The sequence below is a fragment of the Roseateles albus genome, assembly GCF_028595345.1.
Lineage (GTDB): Bacteria > Pseudomonadota > Gammaproteobacteria > Burkholderiales > Burkholderiaceae_C > Paucibacter_A > Paucibacter_A albus.
On the sequence record NZ_JAQQXT010000006.1, the window covers coordinates 277,933 to 295,753 of the forward strand.

The following is a 17,821-nucleotide window of genomic DNA, read 5'->3' on the forward strand; positions in this document are numbered from 1 at the left end:
CACTGCAGCAAGACGCCGGGAGCTCAGGGTATCCGTCAGAGTTGCGCTGAGACTGCTGCAGTGCCCCGCTTCAGGGGGTCTGAAGCAGGCCGGGCCGATGCTTGATGACAAGCCTCGTTGAACTGTCACATTGGGCCGCCACACTAGCGCCGCTTTTGCGCCAATCTGACGCGCAGAGCGCCCAGCTCCTGGGCTTTTCCTGGTCCTCTTCTGCTCCACTTCTGCTCGCACACCATGAAACTCAACCGTCTGATTCTCGCCCTCGCAGCTGCCTCACTGGCTCCCGCCTTCGCCAATGCCGCTACCGCCCTCAATTTGAGCAATTACAGCGTCAAGGGCACCTATGGCCTCGACAGACTCGACAATCTCGGCGGCATGGGCTTGGAGGCTTCGGCCGTCACTTACGCACGCGACCGCAAGAGTTTGTTCTACGTCGGCGACGAAGGTAAGGGCGTGGTCGAGATTTCGCTGACCGGCTCGACCCTCGGCTACATGGCTTTCGACTGGAAGGGCACCGGCAGCGTCAACAACGATGCCGAAGGCCTGACTTATCTGGGCAATGGCGTGCTGGTCCTTGGGGAGGAGCGCTTGCAGGACGCCTACCGCTTCAGCTATGCCAAAGATGGCACTGCTACGTTGAAGAACAGCTTTGTCTCCCTCAGCAATAGCGTGGTCGGCAACGATGGCATGGAAGGCATCAGCTATGACAGCCGCAACGGCGGCAGCTTTGTGACCGTCAAACAGAACGGCCCGCAGGCCGTGAAGTCGGCCAAGCTGACCTTTGCGGCGGCAACAGGCGAGCCGGTTTCTCCACTGCCGAAACATGGCGTTTCGGCGCCGGGCGGCGGAAACGCTACTGACCTGATCGAACTGTTCGACCCGGCCTTGTTGGGTTTGAAATCCCTGTCGGACGTGCAGACCCTGTCCTCCGTGGATGCCTTGGCCGGGGGCGCTGGCGCTGACAACTTGCTGGTGCTGAGCTTGGATTCGCGCAAACTGCTGGAAGTGAACCGCAAGGGGGTGATCCTGAGCAGCTTTGACCTCGGCAATGTCTTGCCCAACAACGGCATTGAAGGTGTGACTGTCGATGAACTGGGCAATATCTATTTGGTGGCCGAGCAATTGCAAGGCAAAGGGACCCCGTCTGATGTCAAGTCGCAGCTGATCGTGTTATCCGCCTTGGCCCCCGTGCCTGAGCCTTCGACCTACGGCTTGATGGCCCTGGGCCTGGGTTTGCTGGGCGTGCAAGCGCGTCGCCGCAAGCAGGCCTAAGAGCCGGGCCGCTTGGGGCCCAGTGCCTGCAGCAGCGGAGCGAGACTTTCAATCTGCTGCTGCGACTGAGCCCACAAGACGCCGCGCGCAAAGGCAGCCGGGCCAGGATGAGCCCGGCCCATTTCCAGCAATTGCTGCCGGCCCACTTCGGCGTCATTGAGCTGGCCCAGCAAATCCTGCAATGCGCTCAGCTGATTCAAGCGGGCGTCAACCTTGGCGCCAGCGATGGCGCTGAAGAACTCGTTGGCATAACGCAATTTCTTGACGGCAATGCGCAGGCGGTGCCGGTTCTCGGCCGTGGTTTGGTCTTGCAAGCTCTGCAGCCGCTGACGCAGCTTTTTGTCGCCTTGCTTCAACATACGCTTGGCGGCCGTGTCGAGCGCCGCAGCGAGGCCGTCAGGGCAGGCTGAATCTTCACGCCAGCGCTTTGCCTTGAGCCAGCTTCCCAAGTTCGCCATCAGCTTCAGATAGCGCTCGGAGCTCACGGCTTGGATGGCCTTGCGGCGGCGCCGCTGCGCCAGAGTTGCGGCTGCTTTTTGCAGCCCGTCTAACTCTTCCTGACCGGCGCTGCCCAGCAGCACGGCGGGCAGGGTGGCGCCGGCCAGCACCTCGGCATCGCGCGCCGCGCCCAGCGTCAGGCCCAGCCAGGCTATCTCGTCGGCCAAGGCGGGCGGCAGTGTGATCCAAGGTTTGAACAATGCCAAAGCCGAGCGCAGCCGCCGCAGGCCGACGCGCAGCTGGTGGACGAACTCGGGCTCCTCGCTGAGCCGCAGACCGGCCTCATTGGCCCGAACTTGGCGCAAGCAGTTGCGCGCGATCAAGGCAAAGCCTTGCTCCAGCGTCAGGCCAGCGCGCAGCTTGACGGGCCTTGCTTTGCTGGGTTTGAGGGGGCTGGGCATGGCAGTTAGCTTAGCTCAGCCGCGCCGCATGCTCGTCCACAGCGTCGCCAGCACGATGAGCGTGCCGCCGGCCCATGCCAGCGGACTCAGCGACTCGCCCAGCCACAGCACCGCGAACAGCGCACCGAAGGCCGGCTCGCTGCCCATCAACAAGCTCACTCGGCTGGGTGGGCTGTGCTTGAGCGCCCAGTTCTGCGCAAAGAAGGCGAACACGGTGCAGCCCAAGATCAGATAAATGCTGGCCGACCAAAACGCAGCGTCACTGGGCAAGGCAGGTAGGCCATCCGGCGACAGCAGGGCCAGGCCGAGGCTGCCCAGCCCGATCACGCCGGACTGCACCGCCGTCAAAGCCAGAGCCGGGGCGTGCCGATCACGGCTCAGTTTGCTGGTCATGCAGACGGTGACGGCGCGCAGCAGCGCCGCAGCCAGCATGAGACCATCGCCCAAGCCCAGCCGGCCCGGCAAACCTTCGCCAGAAGCGCCACTCAACATGCCCGCTCCCAATAGCGAGACGGCGGCAAAGCCGAACATCGCCCGCGTCGGCCGCCGCCCCAGCAGCAGCCATTCCACAAAAGGCGTGAACACCACGCACAGGCTGATCAAGAAGGCGGCATTGCTGGCCTGCGTCAGCGCGACGCCAAAGGTCTCGCACAGGAAGATCGCCAGCATCAAGCCGCCCAAGGGCAGGCCGCAGACCAACGCGTCGCGGCGCTGCTTGGCATCGGCCCGCAGCAGCGCCGGCATCAGCAAGCCAAAGGTGACAGAGAAGCGCAGCGCCAAGAAGCCCAGCACCGGATAGAAGGCCAGTGCCCCCTTGGCCACGCCATAGCTGCTGCCCCAGACCATGGCCACCAGCAAGAGCATCAGGTCGGACAGGCGCAGCAAATGTGTATTCGGATGGGGTAGGGCCAGGCTGGGCATGGTTTTCTAGGGTGAATGCAAGTCGAGATCGCATTATTCGGTTTTGCCTGTGTGGTGATAATCCTCTCGATCGGAATAACACTTATGTGCTGTGAGCATCAATTACTCCTTTGACGCGCTGCCCGATATGGCCATGTTTGCCTGCGTGGTCGAAGCCGGGAGCTTCTCGGCGGCGGCGCGGCAAGCCGGCGTCAGCCCCTCGGCGGCCAGTCGCCAAGTGGCGCGTCTGGAGGCCTTGCTGCGGGTGCGCTTGCTGGAGCGCACAACCCGCAAACTGCGCCTGACCGAAGCGGGAGCGGCCGCCTATGCGCATTGCCAGCAGATGCTGGCGGCGGCGCGCGAGGTGATGGCGCTGAGCGACAGCGGCCTGGCGGACAAAGCGTCAGCGCCAAGCGGACTCTTGCGCGTCAGTTGCCCCAAGGCGATCGCGCGGCATTTGATTCACCCTCTGATGCCGGCCTTCCTGGCGCAGTACCCGCAAGTCGATGTGCAGCTGATCGTCACCGACCGTACGGTGGACCTGTACCAAGAGGCGATTGACCTGGCGATCCGTGTCGGCGACGCGCCGCCGCCGGGTCTGGCTGGGCGGCCTTTGCTACGCCTGCGCCATATGCTGTGCGCCAGCCCGGCCTACTTGTGCCAGCACGGCGCACCCGTGCATCCGCGCGAACTGGCTGGGCATAGCTGTCTGTATCTGGGGGAGGACGAGCGTGACCGGCATTGGCGTTTTGCCAAGCGAGGCGGCGAGGCGCTCGTGGTCAAGGTCAAAGGGCGTTATGTCGCCAATCACAGCGAACTGCGCCTGGAGGGCGCGCTGCACGGCTTGGGTATCGCCAGCCTGCCCGAGTTTGTCGCGCGTGAGGCCTTGGCGAGCGGGGACTTGCTGCCTGTGCTGGCGGATTGGGAGCATGTCACCGACTATGCCGGCATGGCTTGGTTGCTCTATCCATCGAACCGCTTTGTGGCGCCCAAGCTGCGGGTTTGGATCGATTGTTTGGTGGCTGCCTTGGCGGATTGAGCAAGCGGCAGCCTGGGCACTTGGCCAAGGCATTTGCCCTGCAGACCTCAGTGCCAACGAGGTGCTCTTGCGCTTTCAATGATCAAAATGCAATCTCAACACCGCCTGCCCCTCGCCAAGGCTGGCACTGCTGAGTTTGTCGGCCAAGTGGCGCATCAGCACGCCTGACACGCGGGCCATGGCGGCGTCGAGTTGGCTTTTGATGTCCACATCGTCCTCATCGCTGTTCATCAGCGCATCCAGGTCCAAGGGCACCGTTGTCGCGCTGCCTGTATCTGCTGAGGCGTCACCTGCCGCAGCGCCGACACTCAGCGGCTCGCCCTCATGAATCAGCTCCAGGTTGAAGTTGAACTCATCAAAGCTGCCGCGTATCACCAGCAGGCGGCCGCCGCCTGCGGCTTGAATGGATTCGCTGGCCTCCAGTGCGGCCAGGGCGGCGCGGCGGACGATGTCCATGCGGGCGCCCCAGGCGCCGCCTTGGCGCTCGACAAAAGCGGTGAGCTGGTGGCTGATAGGCCCCAGGCGGGTGTCCAACTCGCAGCTGGCGCGCAAGCGTGTCCCCAGGCGGAACAGCAGGTTCAGGCCCATCACGCAAACGCCGGTGACCACAAAACCATCGCCGGCCAGCATGGCGAGGCCATCGGGCAAGCCTTTGCTCAGGCCCGGCATCAGCATGGTGGCCAGGCCGGCGCACAGCGACAAGCCCACCATGAAGATGCCGCGGCTGTCGAGTGCTCGGGTGGCGATCATCTCGATGCCGGAGACGATCAGGTACGCCGCCGCGTAGAGCGAGATGGCGCCCAGCACGGCTTGCGGGATGAGTGTGAGCCCCATGGTCAGCAGCGGGCTCATCGCCACCAGCAGTAACAGTGCCGCGCAGGCCAGGCCGATGTAGCGGCTGCTGGAGCCGGTGGCGTGCACCAGAGCGATATTGGCTGAACTGGGTGCGGTGGGGAAGCTGCCGAACAGGCCGCTCAACAAGTCACTCGCGCCATTGGCGCGGATGCCGCGGCCCACCATCTGCATGTCGGCGCGCTTCCAGTCGGCGTTGTCGGTCTTGTCCATCACGATCAGGCAGCCGATGTTGTCGAGCTGGTTGAGCGTGGCGATCAGCACGATGGCGAAGATGATCTCGGGCCCGAGGTTGAAGCTGGGTGCAATCGGCTGCGGCAGGGCCAGCCAGGGCGCGCTGTGCAGCCACTCCAGGCCCAGCAGCCGGTCGCTGAGGGCTGCGATCAGCAGGCCCATCAACAAACCGGCCAAGACGCCCAGCAGTTTGAAGCGCCGCCCGCCCCAGACCGAGAGCACCACGATGCTGGCCAGGGTGGTGCCCGAGATGAGGGCGCTGATGCCGTCGATCTGCAGGGTTTGCAAGCCGGTGGCTGCGCCGGCCGTTTCATGTATGCCCAAGGCATTGCGCATGGCCGGCTCGACCAGGCCTAAGCCGCCCATGCACACCACCGTGCCCACCACGGTGGGTGGGAACAGGGCGCGTAGATGACGCATCAGCGGGCCCACGCAGAGCGTGACGCCGGCAGCGATCAGGCTCACCTGCACCAGGGAGCCCAAGCCGTAGCTGGCGATGGCAGCAGCAGCCACGGTGATCATCATCGGGTCGGGCTGGAAGACCAGCAGCGTGCCGCTGCCCCAGCGCCCGCCCCAGGCCTGCAGGGCGGTGCCCATGGCCATGCCCAGCAGGGTCATGGCAACGATGGAGTGGGTTTGCGGCAGGCTTAGGCCCGCGATCTTGGCGGCGGCCAGCACATGGGCGATCAGGGCCAGCACCGTGGCCGCATGCTGCAGGGCCAGCAGGCCGAGCGCGCCGCGCGGCGGGCATTCATCGGCCGCGTAGATCAGATCAAAGGGCCGGCGCACCGGCTTGGACGGGGGCAGCCAGCGGCTGAGGGCTTGCATCACAGTGGGGGGCCTCAAGTCTTGGTCGAGGGAGAAAAGGATGGCGAGGAGGTGGGGCTGTCCAGCAGCAGCACATAGCGCCTCGCCAACCAGACGCAGCGCTCAAACACCGTGGTGGCGCTGAACACCGCTTGGCGCAGGCCGGCTTCCAGCTCGCTGCCTTGCAAGCGGCGGCGTATGCCATCCATCAGCTCCGAGCGGTCGTGGGTGAGGCTGCGCAGAAGCGCCAGGTCTTCGGCTTCGGGTCTGGCAAGTGCGGCGGTCTCGGCCAGGGTCTCCAGCATCATGTGCAGGCTTTGCACCAGCTGGTCCAGCAACTGGGCGACGCTGGGTTCGCCCATCGCGGCCTGGGTGCTCTGGTGCAGCTCGGCCAGCGACTCCTGCAGCGAGCCGAGCAGGCGGTTGCGGTCGCGCAGCACCATGCTGCGTTCAAGCACATCGCGGCTGCGCTGGCGGTCAGCCAGCTCCACCAAGAACTGCTCGCAGAGTTGCAGCACTTGGCTCTCGGCGGCTTGGCGCTTGTCGGCCGAGGCCAGGGCGGCGGGTGCGTCTTGACGCAAGGCGTCGAGGTAGGCGGGCAGGCAGGCGAGCAGGCGTTGCTGCTCTTTGTCGGCCAGCAGCAGGGCGGTTTCGGCCTCGTCCAGGGCCTCGTCGTGCACAAAGTGCGGCTTGCTCAGGTTCTCTTGCAGCGAGGGCGCGGCCCACGCTTCCAACCAGCGCAGGCTGGGCTTGTCCAGCGCGCGGCTGCCCAGGTCGCTGAGCACTTGCACCACCATGTAGAAGGCTGCCAGCCGCGCCGGCAAGCCCATGTCGAAGTAATCGAGCAGGCGGCCTAAGGGGTCGTCAAAGAGCCAGCGGTTGCAGGCGTAGAAGATCAAGGTGAGCAGCAGACCCTGCAGGCGCAGCAGCACCTGGAACAGCACCAACTGGCGGGCGCTGCCCTGCAAGCGGCCGGCCAGGTTCCAGGCCGAAGCGGCGGAGCCCAGGCCGGCGCCCATCACCAGCATGGCGCCGCCGTTCCAGCCGATCAGGCCGCCGGCCGCCAGGCTCATGGTGATGACGACCACCGTGGTCGAAGACTGCGCGGCCCAAGCTACTGCAGCACCGATGGCGAAGCTGGGCAGCAGCCATACGCCCAGCTCGGCGATCTGTTCGCGCAGCCAGGGGGCGGTGCGCAGCAGGGCGGCGCCGCTCTTGATGAAATCGGTGCCCAGGAAAAGCAGGCCCAGGCCTAGCAGCGCGCCGACGGCGTGGCGCCAGCGGGTGGACTGGTCGATCTGCTGGTAGTAGGCGATGCCGGTCAGGCCCACCAGGCACAGCGCCAGGGCATGCAGATCAATGGCGGCCACCAGGGCCAGCATCGAGGTGCCCAGATTAGCCCAGCGGATGATGGGGAAGGCGCGCTTGCGGTCCATGGCCCCGGCGGTGACCAGGGCCACCAGCACATGGATGACGGCGTTGACGCTTTGCATCACCGCGCCGGCCAGCAGGCCGAACAAGGCCAGCGAGCCCGCGCTGGTGACGGCGCGCGCAATCAGCTGGCGCAGGCGTCGGCCAATCACCTGACGCAGATTGCTGCTGATCAGGCGGACACCGATGAAGAACAGGCCCAGCCCGGCGAACAGACTGAAAAATATGCTCATGAGACCGCGTGAGTCCGCAGTCAGGCGTTCAGTTGACGAAGACCCTCGGAACGGTCTGTGACGCTGTCAATGATCTTCAAGAAGCCGCTGATCTCAAACACCTCACGCACATGCTGGGGCAGGCCGCAGAGCAGCAAGCGGCCTTGCGCTTGCTTGGCGCGCTTGGCGGCCATCAGCACCACGCGCAGGCCGGCGCTGGAGATGTAGTCCACGGCGGCAAAGTCCAGCAATGCACGGGCGCCCGGCGTGGCGAACAGGTCTTGCACGGCTTGCTCAAAGGCGCCGGCGGTGGCGCTGTCGATGCGGCCCTTCAGGCTGAGCAGGCGGCTGCCTTGTTCATCGCTGCTTTGGTGTTCGAAGTTCATGGTGGGGGCTCTTTCTTTGACTGAGGGGTTTTGTGGTTTGGGGCGCAGGCCTTGCGGCCTTCAGCGCTTGAGAGTCTTGAGCAGCACGATCAGGTTGCCGCTGCCGTCGTAGAAGGCGCGCACCTCGTCCATCATGGTTTTGACCATGTGCACACCCAGGCCGCCCACGGCGCGTTCTTCCACGCTGGCGTCCAGGCTGGGCTCGGGCGCTTCCACAAAGGGGTCGAAGGGAGGGGCGTCGTCTTTGAGAATGATCTCCAGCCACTCGTCGGAGCGCGAGAGCCGCACATGGATGGGGCGGTCGGGCGCGCCGTGCAGGCCGTGCTGGATGGTGTTGGTGATCAGCTCTTCCAGGCAGAGGTTGACGGCAAAGGCCAGATCTGGCCGATCGGCGAGGGCTTGGTCCACGGCTTCGGCCAGCGGGGTGATCTCTTCGACACGGCTGTGCAGGCGATGCTCCAGCAGCAAGGTTTTGTTCTTCAGTTCCAGGGGGGTGTGGCTCACGGTCAGAGCTCCTCGGGCTTGGGGGCTGGCGGACGGGTCGGGGGAATCGGTACTGGTTTCGACCAGGGGCGCGCCCTCGGTGCGCGACTTGCGGCACAGCAGGAGGGCGGTCAGGTCGTCGCTGGGTTCGGCACCGCCGACGAAGTCGGCCACATCGCGCACCAGGCTGGCCAGTTTGTCTGCGGCTTGTGGCTCCTGGCTCTCCTGCAGCCAGGCGATCAGGCGCTCGTCGCCATAAGCGCGTTCGGCGGCGTCAAAGGCTTCGGTGATGCCGTCGGTGTAAAGCAAGAGGGTGTCGCCGCTGGCTAACTGCGCATGTCGGCGGCTGTAGCTCATGCCGGGCAGCACGCCCAGGGCGATGTCGCGCGGGCAGTCCAGGGCCTGCACCTCCCCTTGGGCACTGCGCAAGAGCGGCGCGGGGTGGCCGGCGCTGGCGTAGGCCAAGCTGCCGTCGCGCGGGTCGTAGATGCAGTAGCAGGCGGTGACGAACAGCTCCATCGGGTTGCGCCCGCTGAGCACATCGTTGGCGCGGGCCAGCACTTCTTCGGGGCCCAGCTCGTCTTGCGCCAGGTCTTGCAGCACGGTGCGGGACACCGCCATGAAGAAGGCCGCGCCCACGCCCTTGCCCGCCACATCGGCGACCAGAAAGCCCCAGCGGCCGTCTGAGAGCGCGAAACAGTCGTAAAAATCACCCCCCAGCTCGCGCGCCGGGTGCATGCAGGCCTGCATGGAAAAGTCCGCCGTGTCGGGGAAGTGCTGGGGCAGGATGGCCTGCTGCATATCGCGGGCCGATTCAAGCTCCTCTTGCACCCGCAGGGCGGCCAGGTGCAACTGATCGTTCTTGTCGGCCAACTCAAGCGTGCGCTGCTGCACCAAGTGCTCCAGCTCGCGCTGGCGCGATTCGTTCTGCTCGCGGATCACATCGAGCAGGCGCCCGACCTCAGACGCCACGGTGTTGAAGTTGCCCGCCACCAGGACCAGCTCGTCCTGCGTGTCGATGCGGATGCGGGTGTCCAGCCGGCCGGCGCAGAAGTCTTGCGTGCCTTGCGAGAGCCGGCGCAGCGAGCGCAACGTGGACACATAGATGCCGGCGAACAAGTAGGCAATCGCCGCCATCGCGCCCACCAGCAAGGCGCCCACCTGCCACTGGCTGCGGCGCAGCTGGGTCAGGCGCTCTTGTAGCAGGGCATCGGCCTGCGCGGTGCTTGCCACCAGCAGGGCCTGGGCTTGAGCCAGATTGGCGCTGGCGAGGGGACGCAGCTCGGCAAGAGCTTGGGGTGCATCGAGCACCTTGTCGACCGCGTCTTGCTGGCGCTCGATGCGGGCCAGAAGCTCGTCCAGCTGCGCTTGCAGGCCGGCACGGTCGCCGGGCGCCAGTAGCTGCTGCATGCCGGCGCGCAGGGCCGGCGTGGCCTCGCTCAGCACCACCTGGGCGGCCAAGGCATAGCTGGCCATGCTGTCGCTGGACAGTGCCAGCGCATCCTGCTGCTTGGACAGTGTTTCCATCAGCAGGGGCAGGCGGTGGCTGAGCATCTCGAAGGCCGCGTCCAGCGTCGGGTCGACGTTGAGGCGGTGGGCGCGAGCGCTCTCGCGCATCAGGGCCAGCAAGGCGTTGATGGTGCCGGTGTGGGCGGCAAAGCGGCGCTGGGCGTCGTCGTCTTGTGCGCCCAGCTCTTGCAGCTGCTGCCACTGCTGCTGCAGGCGCAGGGCCAGCGCGGGCAAGCTGTTGGCCGGCGCGTTGGGCGGCAGCTGCGGTGCGGTGGCCCAGGCCAGCAGGGCTTGCAGTTCGGCTTGGGCCGCCGGGCGCTCACTGCGCTCGCCTTTGAGTTCACCGCGCTGACGCACCAGGGTGTCGAGTACGACGGCCTGCTGCGCCAGCGCGCTCAGGCCGCGGCGTTCCAGCTCGGCGCTTTGTGCGTCTTGCCCGGCTTTGCGCAGCAGCGGCCAGCTCAGCAAGGCCAGGGCCAGCAGCATGACCGCGCCGACCAGCAGAAATTTGCGCGAAAAACTCAGCCGCCCCGACAGCCAGCTGGCCGGCGCCAGCAGGCGCAGCCAGCGGGCTTGAGCCCGGCCGAGGTCCGTGACAGTGGCTGTCATGCGCGTCAGTCGAGGTTGGCGGTTAATAGGACTTTGACGGCGGCGCCGTTGGGCTTGCGCGACACATAGCCAATCGCGCCCGGCGTGCTCTGCACCAGGCGGGTCACTTCCTCGTCGCTGTCCACCTGACGTGGCGGCAAGCCCATGCCGGTGAAGCTCTGGCGGGCCCAGAAGGCGCGCAGCTGGCCTGGGCTGCGGCCGGTGACCTGGTCGTAAAAGGCGCGGCGCAGGCCGCTGCCTTCGCGTAGGTCGATGGGTTGGATGGCTTGGCCGTCAGGCCAACTCTGTTGCTGGCGCAGATAGATCTGCGTCATGCGCTCGGGGCTGATCTTGTCCAGGCTCACATCTTTGTGGGCGATGACGATCAGCTCATTGCCGGCCAGGGCGGGTTGCGCCGCGCTGAAACACAGCAAGGCCAGCAGAGCGGGCAGCGAGAGCAGGGCCAAGCGAGCGCGGTGAACGTGTTGATGATTGAGTGTCATGACCGGCCCCTCGTCAGAACACCAGGTCCAGCGTGACGCTGAACAGCTGGAGCTTGTTGTCGAAGGGCAGCACGGGCACGGCCAGCGGGCCGGGCGTGCTGGCGTTAGGCGTGCGTATCTGGTCGAGCTGGGTCTTGATCGCCATGTTCTCGCGCCAGTCCCAGCGCAGGCCGATGCTGACCGAGCGGCTGCTGATGTCGGCGAACTGCTGGGCGCGATCAAAGCCTTGCTTGAGCTGGTTCAAGCCCGCGTCGAGCTGCGGGTCGAGTCCGGAGGGCGCCAGAGCGCTGGTGTTGAGCCTGGCGCTGGAGCGCTTGAGCCGGGCCAGGCTCAGATAGGGCGTGACGTCCCCGAAGCTGCGTGCCAGCGTGAGGCTGTAGCCGGTGCCTCGGCCGACCAGATCGTTGCGCGGGTCCATCCAGGTCAGCTCGGCCAACAAGCGCCATTGCTGCCAGTTGCCGTCCATGCCGAGGCTGGTGTAGACGGGCCGGTTGTCGAAGGGGTTGCGCAGGGCATCCAGGCCTTGGGCCTTGGCTTGCAAGCCGGACTGCAGCGTCGGCGGCAGCTGGGGGTTGAGCGCCATTTGCTGCAAGGCGCCGCTGAGCTGGTCCAGCCCGCTGTTGATCTGGCTGACCTGCTCGGAGCGCAGCACATAACGGTCTATCTCGGTGCGCGAGACGCGCACGGTCAGGTCTTGCAGATTGGCGCTGAGGCTGAAGCCGAGCATGCCGCGCAAGCTGGCGTCGGCCGACAGGGCGGGTGAGAAATTGTTGAAGCGGTGGGTGTAGTCGTAGCGGCCGCCGAAGACTTGAGCCAGCACGCTGGCGTCGCCGAAGTTGAGGCGCCAATGCAGGTCCGCGCCGTCCAGACCCGCCACGCTATTGGTGAGGGCGTAGATGGTCGGCGCCGGGCGCACGGTCAGATTGGCATAGCCGATCTCGGCAATGCTGGAATCGAAAAACAGCGGGCTGCGCATGCGGCCCAGGTTCAAGCTCAGGCCGTGGCCCAGCTGCTGGCGCAGGGCGGCGATGCGCAGGCGCGGCTGCATGTCCTCACCCGCCCGGGCTACGCCTTGCACTTGAAACGTGGTCCCGCTCAGCGGCTGCCATTCCAGTTGCAGGCCCAGCACCGTGTCCATATTGGCCGACCAGCCTTGCTGCACCGGCTTGAGCTGAGAAAAGGAAGTAATGGCGCCTGCGGTGGCGTTGTCGTTATGGGCGAGGCCCAAAGTGGCGAAGCCGGAGAAGCGCAGCGGGTTGCCCCGGCCTTCGCTGGCTTCCTCGGCCGCTTGCGCGCTGGCGCCGGCCAGCAGGCCCAGGCCCGCCAGCGCCCACGCCGCTGCGCGTCGCCTGTGTTTTTTTGGTCTTGCCAACATCAAAGCATCCCCTCGCTGAGACCCGCGTCTTGGTCGGCGGGCCTGAAATTAAGCGAGAGCTTGTCGGCCTAGCGTTGAATTTGCGTTGAATCGCCGTTGATCAGCGCCAGGGCTTGGGCGGCACTGCGCTGCAAGAGCAGCTCGGCACCCATGGCGCGGCCGGCCTGCACGGCCCGATCCAGCGCCTCTTCAATCTCGCCGCACGGCGCGCCTAGGGTCGCCAAGGCCTGGGCACGCATGCGCCAGAGTTCGGGCAGCAGGTAGAGCTCCTGACGTTCATGCGCTTTGGGCAAGCAGGCGTCGATCTGGCTCAGGGCTTCCTCGGCCTGGCCGAGGCTCAGCAGCGACTCGATCAGGAAGGAGAGAAAGGTCGCTTCGGTGCTGGGCATGGCCACGGCCGAGGCGCTGGCGGCTTGGCGGATGGGCAGCAGGCCGTCCGGGTCGCCGCCGGCCGCCTGGCTCCAGCCCAACACCAGGGCGCCCACCGCCTGCCACAGGGCCAGGCCATGGCGCTGGGCCAGGGCCAGCAGCTCCATGCTCAGAGGCAGTGCGGCTTCGGGCCGGCGCAGATGGCGATGCAGCACGCCCGCCATGGTCAGAGCAAAGCCCAGGGTCTGGGCATGGCCGAGCTCGCGCGCTTGCTGCAGGCCCTGGTTTGTTTGTTGCAAGGCTTCTTCGATGCGGCCCTGCAAGGCCAGCGGCCAGCCCAGCATGGCGCGGGCAGCGATGCCGCCATGCTCGCCAAAACGCTGGGTCAGCTGGGCGCGCTGGCGCGGCGGCAGGCGGTCCCCGGCGGCGGCCGCTTCGGCCAGGGCCTCGCAAGAGGCCTGCAACTGGCCCAGGAAGAAGAGGTTGTTGCCCAGGGCATAACGCGCTTGCACAGCGGCAGCGGCGTCCCCGGTGTCGGCGGCCACCGCCAGCAGCTCTTGCACCAGATTCAGCACCGGGCCTTCGCCCGGGCCGCTGCGGCTGCCCAGCCACAAGCCCCAGAGTACCTGGAAGCGCTGGCCCGGGCTGCTGGCGGCGCCTGGCTCATCGCAGGCCTGCAGCGCTTGGCGGTAGCACTGGCGCGCGTTCGGCGAGCCATAGCCGTCCAGAGCCAACAGGCCATGCCCCAGGCCCAGCAGCAAGGGCAGGCGCAAGCGTTGCCCCAGCGCGGGTGCTGCCTCGGGTAGCTGCAAGGCGGCCAGGCCTTGCTCGAAGCCATGGCGTGCTTCTTGGTGGGCCGATTGGGCGGCGGCCCGCTCGGCCGCTTGCAGCCAGTAATGCGCGGCCGCCGGGTCGCCGGCGGCGTGCAGATGCTGGGCCAGGGCCTCGGGAGCATCGGCGGCCTGGGCGGCGAAGGGGCCCATCAAGGCCTGGGCGGCACGCCGGTGCAGGGCGCGGCGCTCGCTGGCGCTGAGGGTCTCCAGCGCAGCGTCGCGGATCAAGGCATGGCGAAACTGCCAGTGTTGCGGCTCAATGGCTTGCAGCAGGTCCAGCCGTTCCAGTTGCGCCAATTGCTGGGCCAGCGGCCCGGCCGGCAACTGCAGCAGCTCTTGCAACAGGGCGGGCGAGCAGGTGCTGCCCAGCAGGGCCGCGCCCTGGGCCAGGCGCTTGGCTTCGGGCGGCAGGCGGTCCAGGCTGGCGGCCAACAAGTCCCACAGCGTGGCCGGCACTTTGTCGGTCGGGCGCAGGCGCAGCGAGCGTGCCAGCTCTTCGGCAAACAGTGGCACGCCGCCGGCACGCTGCAGCACTTGCAGGCGCTGCGCGGCCGAAGCCGGCGCGCTGTCGAGTTGCTCAATCAGGCGGCACATGTCTTCGGGCGGCAGGGGCTGAAGATTCAGGCAGAGGTCCAGACTGGCGCGCACATCGTCGGGCGGCGCCTCGCGCGAGCTGAGCAGCAGCAGGCCCGGGGTGCGCTGCGCGGCGGGGCGCTGAAGTTGTCGTTGGAGATGCAGCTGCAGCAGCTCCAGCGTGGACGGGTCAGCCCATTGCAGATCTTCCAACAGCATGAGCTGCGGCCGGCCCAGGGCCAGGCCTTCGAAGAGATCGCACAGCAGGGTGTGCAGCTCACGCATGTGCAAGGGCTCTGCCGGGGCCGACTTGTTCTGGTGTTGGAGCAGCAGCGGACGCAGCAGGGCGCGCGCGGCCACATGGCTCGCCGGCGGCAGTCCCGCATGCTGCAGCAGCGCGCTGAGGGCGGCCTCTGCCTGCGCTGCATCACCCTTCAGTGCGGCGCCTATGCGCCGGCGCAGCGTGGCCCGCACTGGCTCCAAGGGCGTGTGGCGATATTCGGGGCGACACTGAAGCTGGGAGATCGGCGTTGGCGCGCCATCCGCAGCGGCCGCCACATGCTGGCGCAAGGCCTGCAGCAGCCGGGTCTTGCCCAGGCCAGGTTCGCCTTGCACCCAGACCGTGCGCGCGCTGCCTTGAGCGAGAAGCCATTCTTGCCGCAGCAGCGCCAGTTCGGTGTTGCGGCCGACCATGGGCTTGAGCGCGTCGATCCGGCCGCGGGCTTGGGGTGCTCGGGCGCCCAGCAGGCTGGCGCTACCACCGGGCCCCGCCATGGCGGCAAAGCGGTGATGGCGCTCGCTTTGCTGTTGCAGCTCGGCGCTGACGAGGATGCGGCCGGCCTCGGCCTGCAGGGCCAGCTTGCGCGCCTGGCGCGAAAGCGCGCCCACGCTGTCGGGCGAGGCTCGCTCCGGGTCGGCGTGCACCCAGCCCACATGCAGGCCCTGGCGCAGGGAGCAGGGCTCAAGGCTGTTTTTTTCGTGTGCGGCGGCGATTTCCAGCGCGGCGTCCAGGGCAAGGCGTGGCACCTGCTCCTGCGCGCGCGGGTGACCAAAAAAGGCCAGCAGCTCGCCGCCCTCGGCGCGTTGCACATGGGCGCCGCGCGCCTGAAGAAGCAGGCGGGCCTGTTGCAGCCGGGCTTGCAGGGCGGCGGCCATGGCCTCGGCCTCGCGGGCGCCATCGTCGGACGGAGCCTCCCATTCGCAGGCGAGGGCGACGACGCGGCGGCGCTCGGCACGCGTGGCCGGGGCTTTGGCTGCCTGGGCTGTGGCGGCGCGCAGACGCTCGGCCAGGGCCTGGGTGGCGGCTTGCGGTTGCAGCTGTAGCTCGCTATGCAGTTGCAGGCGCAACTGTTCGAACAAGGCCAGGGCTTCGCCTGCGGCCGTGGGCGCCAGCATTCGCATGCAGCGGCGCAGGGCGGGTTCGCACCAGGGGTCTTGGGCCAGGGCGCGGCGCGCGCAGGACAGGGCGGCCTCGGTCTCGCCGGCGTCCTCATACAGCTGCCCCAGCGCCTCCAGCAACTGTTGGGCCTGGCGCAGCAGAGCCTCGCGGCGCGGTTGCAGCCAAGCTTCGAAGCCGGGCGCTTCGGGCAGCTGTAAACCGTCAAGCAAGGGACCGCGGTAGAGGCTCAGCGCCTGCTGCAGGGCTTGGCGGCGCGCCTCCGCTTGCGGCGTGGCGGCATCCAGCTGGGCCAGGGCGAAGTCCCGGCAGTCCAATTGCCAGGCCAAATCCTCGCGCAGCTGCAGCTGCTTCTTGTCGGACAGCAGCGGCTCCAGATCGGGCTGATCGGGCCAGAGCTGGGCCAGCACCCTGCGCAAGTCAAACAGAGCCCGGCGCAAATTAGCTCGTGCCTGCTCCAGCTTGGAGTCGGGCCAGAGGGTTTCAGCCAGAGCTTCCCGCGCCAGCGGCCCGGTCTGCAGCACCAGCATGGCCAGCAAGGCACGTACCTTGTCGTAGGGCAGGGGCAAGACCTGGCCCAGGGAGTCGCGTAACTCGAAGCCGCCCAACAGTCGCAGCAGGGGGCGGGTGGCGGGGGCATTCTGCTCGCTCACAGTGGGCGTGGCGGATCCAGGGAACTCGAGGGTCAGGGGTGGCATGGCGGTCAAGAATCAGGCGCTAGTATGCCCGCCTGATGTGACATCTGCTCGGCGTGCTGAGGCAAAGTCGCGTCAGCTTTCGAGGCATTGACAACTTGCCCTTGGGCCAAGTTGCTCCCATACCCGAACCTTCCTCCATGTTGATGATGGCCGCCGGGCTACTGGCCCTGCGCCGTGCCACGCGCGGCCGCAGCGTCGCGCCGCAAGCTTGACACCTCGGTTTCACCTCAAAGGATCTGCCATGCAAAGAATCGTACGTGCCCTGTGGCTCTTGCTTGCCTTGGCTTGGGCCGGCAGCGTGTCCGCTGCCTCCTGGGACGGCCTGTATGTGCGTGTCTCGGCGCCCACCCCGGTGTTGCTCGGAGACGTGAACGTTTTCGTCAATGTCAGCGTCACCAACGGCACACAAGCGGCGATCTCGGTACCGCGCTGGGAACTGCCTTCGGCCCGCCATGACAGCAAGTTGTTCACCGTCACGCTGGACGGTTCTCCGGTGCCCTACAAAGGGCGCTTGATCAAACGCGCTGCACCTGCGGTCAGTGACTGGGTCACCATCGCCGCAGGCGCCACGCTCGAGTACAGCGTGGAGTTGACAGCCGGTTATGACCTGTCACGCAACGGCAGGTACAGCGTCGAATTCAACAGCCCTGGCAGCAGCGGCGGCCGTGGCGTGATGAAGTCTGCCCCGGCTTTTGTCTGGTTGGAATCGCGCAGCGGCGTGGGCGCGGCAAGGACGGCACCCGCCTCGACAAACCTCACCGATGGTGCGCCAACCTTCACCGCCTGCTCGGCCTCGCAGATCACCGACCTGAACAACGCTGTCAGCAGCGCCAACACTTACTCGCAAGGTGTGCTGACCTACATGCAGAACTCACGCGTGGCGACACAGCGTTTCACTGAATGGTTCGGTCCGGGCACGCGCAGCAGTTGGAACGCCGTGAAAACCAACTTTGTCAAGGTTCAAGACGCCTTTGCCACCAAACCCCTGCGCTTTGACTGCACTTGCACTGACAACTATTACGCTTACGTCTATCCAGATGATCACTACAAAATCTACCTTTGCAAAGCATTCTGGGCTGCCCCGGCGCTGGGCACCGATTCCAAGGCCGGTACCTTGATCCATGAAATGTCGCACTTCACTGTGGTGGCCGACACCGATGACTGGGCTTACGGCCAGACCGCCGCGCGCGCCCTGGCGCTGAGCAACCCATCCCGGGCCATCCGCAACGCAGACAGCCACGAATACATTGCTGAGAACACACCGGCCAAGCCCTGAACGGCAGCCCAGCGCCTTACTACTGCTTTGCTGCGGCTTGCCTCGGTTGATATGGGGTGGCGGCTGGCTTGTGGCGCCGCCGCCGTGGCGACTGGAGTGGCGGTGATGGCGGCGTCAGCCTCGGCTTCAGAGTCAGCTGGGCCACTGCCTGCGGGTGCACCCAGCGCTGCCACCGTCGCGTCGCTG

General features: G+C 66.7%; 13 protein-coding genes. 4 read left to right on the forward strand and 9 right to left on the reverse strand.

Annotated elements, in window-relative coordinates; genetic code table 11:
* Positions 1–234: 234 nt before the first annotated feature.
* Positions 235–1,272 (forward strand): SdiA-regulated domain-containing protein, encoded by a 1,038-nt coding sequence (locus tag PRZ03_RS12025; protein WP_273600496.1) that lies wholly within the window; start codon positions 235–237, stop codon positions 1,270–1,272.
* Here PRZ03_RS12025 and PRZ03_RS12030 read toward each other — a convergent pair.
* Complete coding sequence (locus PRZ03_RS12030; RefSeq protein WP_273600498.1) at positions 1,269–2,171, reverse strand: CHAD domain-containing protein; 903 nt, start codon at positions 2,169–2,171, stop codon at positions 1,269–1,271. The two genes, PRZ03_RS12025 and PRZ03_RS12030, sit on opposite strands and share 4 nt — an antisense overlap.
* 15 nt (positions 2,172–2,186) lie before the next feature.
* The gene (locus tag PRZ03_RS12035) at positions 2,187–3,092 is read right to left on the reverse strand and encodes a DMT family transporter (protein WP_273600499.1); all 906 of its coding nucleotides are present in this window, start codon (positions 3,090–3,092) and stop codon (positions 2,187–2,189) included.
* A gap of 91 nt (positions 3,093–3,183) precedes the next feature.
* Here PRZ03_RS12035 and PRZ03_RS12040 point away from each other — a divergent pair, with 91 nt between their 5' ends.
* On the forward strand, positions 3,184–4,110 hold the full coding sequence (locus tag PRZ03_RS12040; protein WP_273600501.1) for a LysR family transcriptional regulator: 927 nt from the start codon (positions 3,184–3,186) through the stop codon (positions 4,108–4,110).
* Positions 4,111–4,185: 75 nt separating this feature from the next.
* On the opposite strand, the gene PRZ03_RS12045 is transcribed toward PRZ03_RS12040, so the two are convergent.
* The 7 genes from PRZ03_RS12045 to PRZ03_RS12075 all read right to left on the reverse strand — a co-directional run bounded on the left by PRZ03_RS12045 (position 4,186) and on the right by PRZ03_RS12075 (position 16,359).
* The gene (locus PRZ03_RS12045) at positions 4,186–6,024 is read right to left on the reverse strand and encodes a uracil-xanthine permease family protein (RefSeq protein WP_273600554.1); all 1,839 of its coding nucleotides are present in this window, start codon (positions 6,022–6,024) and stop codon (positions 4,186–4,188) included.
* A gap of 14 nt (positions 6,025–6,038) precedes the next feature.
* Entirely contained in the window at positions 6,039–7,667 is a 1,629-nt protein-coding gene (locus PRZ03_RS12050; protein WP_273600502.1) for a Na/Pi symporter, read from the reverse strand.
* 20 nt (positions 7,668–7,687) lie between these two features.
* Complete coding sequence (locus PRZ03_RS12055; protein ID WP_263532608.1) at positions 7,688–8,032, reverse strand: STAS domain-containing protein; 345 nt, start codon at positions 8,030–8,032, stop codon at positions 7,688–7,690.
* A gap of 60 nt (positions 8,033–8,092) precedes the next feature.
* Complete coding sequence (locus PRZ03_RS12060; RefSeq protein WP_273600503.1) at positions 8,093–10,633, reverse strand: SpoIIE family protein phosphatase; 2,541 nt, start codon at positions 10,631–10,633, stop codon at positions 8,093–8,095.
* A gap of 5 nt (positions 10,634–10,638) precedes the next feature.
* On the reverse strand, positions 10,639–11,115 hold the full coding sequence (locus PRZ03_RS12065; RefSeq protein ID WP_273600505.1) for a hypothetical protein: 477 nt from the start codon (positions 11,113–11,115) through the stop codon (positions 10,639–10,641).
* Positions 11,116–11,128: 13 nt separating this feature from the next.
* On the reverse strand, positions 11,129–12,490 hold the full coding sequence (locus PRZ03_RS12070; RefSeq protein WP_273600506.1) for a hypothetical protein: 1,362 nt from the start codon (positions 12,488–12,490) through the stop codon (positions 11,129–11,131).
* Positions 12,491–12,558: 68 nt separating this feature from the next.
* The gene (locus PRZ03_RS12075; protein WP_273600507.1) at positions 12,559–16,359 is read right to left on the reverse strand and encodes an AAA family ATPase; all 3,801 of its coding nucleotides are present in this window, start codon (positions 16,357–16,359) and stop codon (positions 12,559–12,561) included.
* 53 nt (positions 16,360–16,412) lie between these two features.
* Here PRZ03_RS12075 and PRZ03_RS24105 point away from each other — a divergent pair, with 53 nt between their 5' ends.
* Complete coding sequence (locus PRZ03_RS24105; protein ID WP_409993955.1) at positions 16,413–16,571, forward strand: PEP-CTERM sorting domain-containing protein; 159 nt, start codon at positions 16,413–16,415, stop codon at positions 16,569–16,571.
* Positions 16,572–16,600: 29 nt separating this feature from the next.
* Entirely contained in the window at positions 16,601–17,635 is a 1,035-nt protein-coding gene (locus tag PRZ03_RS12080; RefSeq protein WP_273600508.1) for a M35 family metallo-endopeptidase, read from the forward strand.
* The last annotated feature ends 186 nt before the right edge of the window (positions 17,636–17,821 follow it).

Coding starts and splice junctions, on each gene's coding strand:
- PRZ03_RS12025 (WP_273600496.1), top strand. CDS start 235: ATGAAACTCAACCGTCTGATTCTCGCCCTCGCAGCTGCCTCACTGGCT.
- PRZ03_RS12030 (WP_273600498.1), bottom strand. CDS start 2,171: ATGCCCAGCCCCCTCAAACCCAGCAAAGCAAGGCCCGTCAAGCTGCGC.
- PRZ03_RS12035 (WP_273600499.1), bottom strand. CDS start 3,092: ATGCCCAGCCTGGCCCTACCCCATCCGAATACACATTTGCTGCGCCTG.
- PRZ03_RS12045 (WP_273600554.1), bottom strand. CDS start 6,024: ATGCAAGCCCTCAGCCGCTGGCTGCCCCCGTCCAAGCCGGTGCGCCGG.
- PRZ03_RS12050 (WP_273600502.1), bottom strand. CDS start 7,667: ATGAGCATATTTTTCAGTCTGTTCGCCGGGCTGGGCCTGTTCTTCATC.
- PRZ03_RS12055 (WP_263532608.1), bottom strand. CDS start 8,032: ATGAACTTCGAACACCAAAGCAGCGATGAACAAGGCAGCCGCCTGCTC.
- PRZ03_RS12060 (WP_273600503.1), bottom strand. CDS start 10,633: ATGACAGCCACTGTCACGGACCTCGGCCGGGCTCAAGCCCGCTGGCTG.
- PRZ03_RS12065 (WP_273600505.1), bottom strand. CDS start 11,115: ATGACACTCAATCATCAACACGTTCACCGCGCTCGCTTGGCCCTGCTC.
- PRZ03_RS12070 (WP_273600506.1), bottom strand. CDS start 12,490: ATGTTGGCAAGACCAAAAAAACACAGGCGACGCGCAGCGGCGTGGGCG.
- PRZ03_RS12075 (WP_273600507.1), bottom strand. CDS start 16,359: ATGCCACCCCTGACCCTCGAGTTCCCTGGATCCGCCACGCCCACTGTG.
- PRZ03_RS12080 (WP_273600508.1), top strand. CDS start 16,601: ATGCAAAGAATCGTACGTGCCCTGTGGCTCTTGCTTGCCTTGGCTTGG.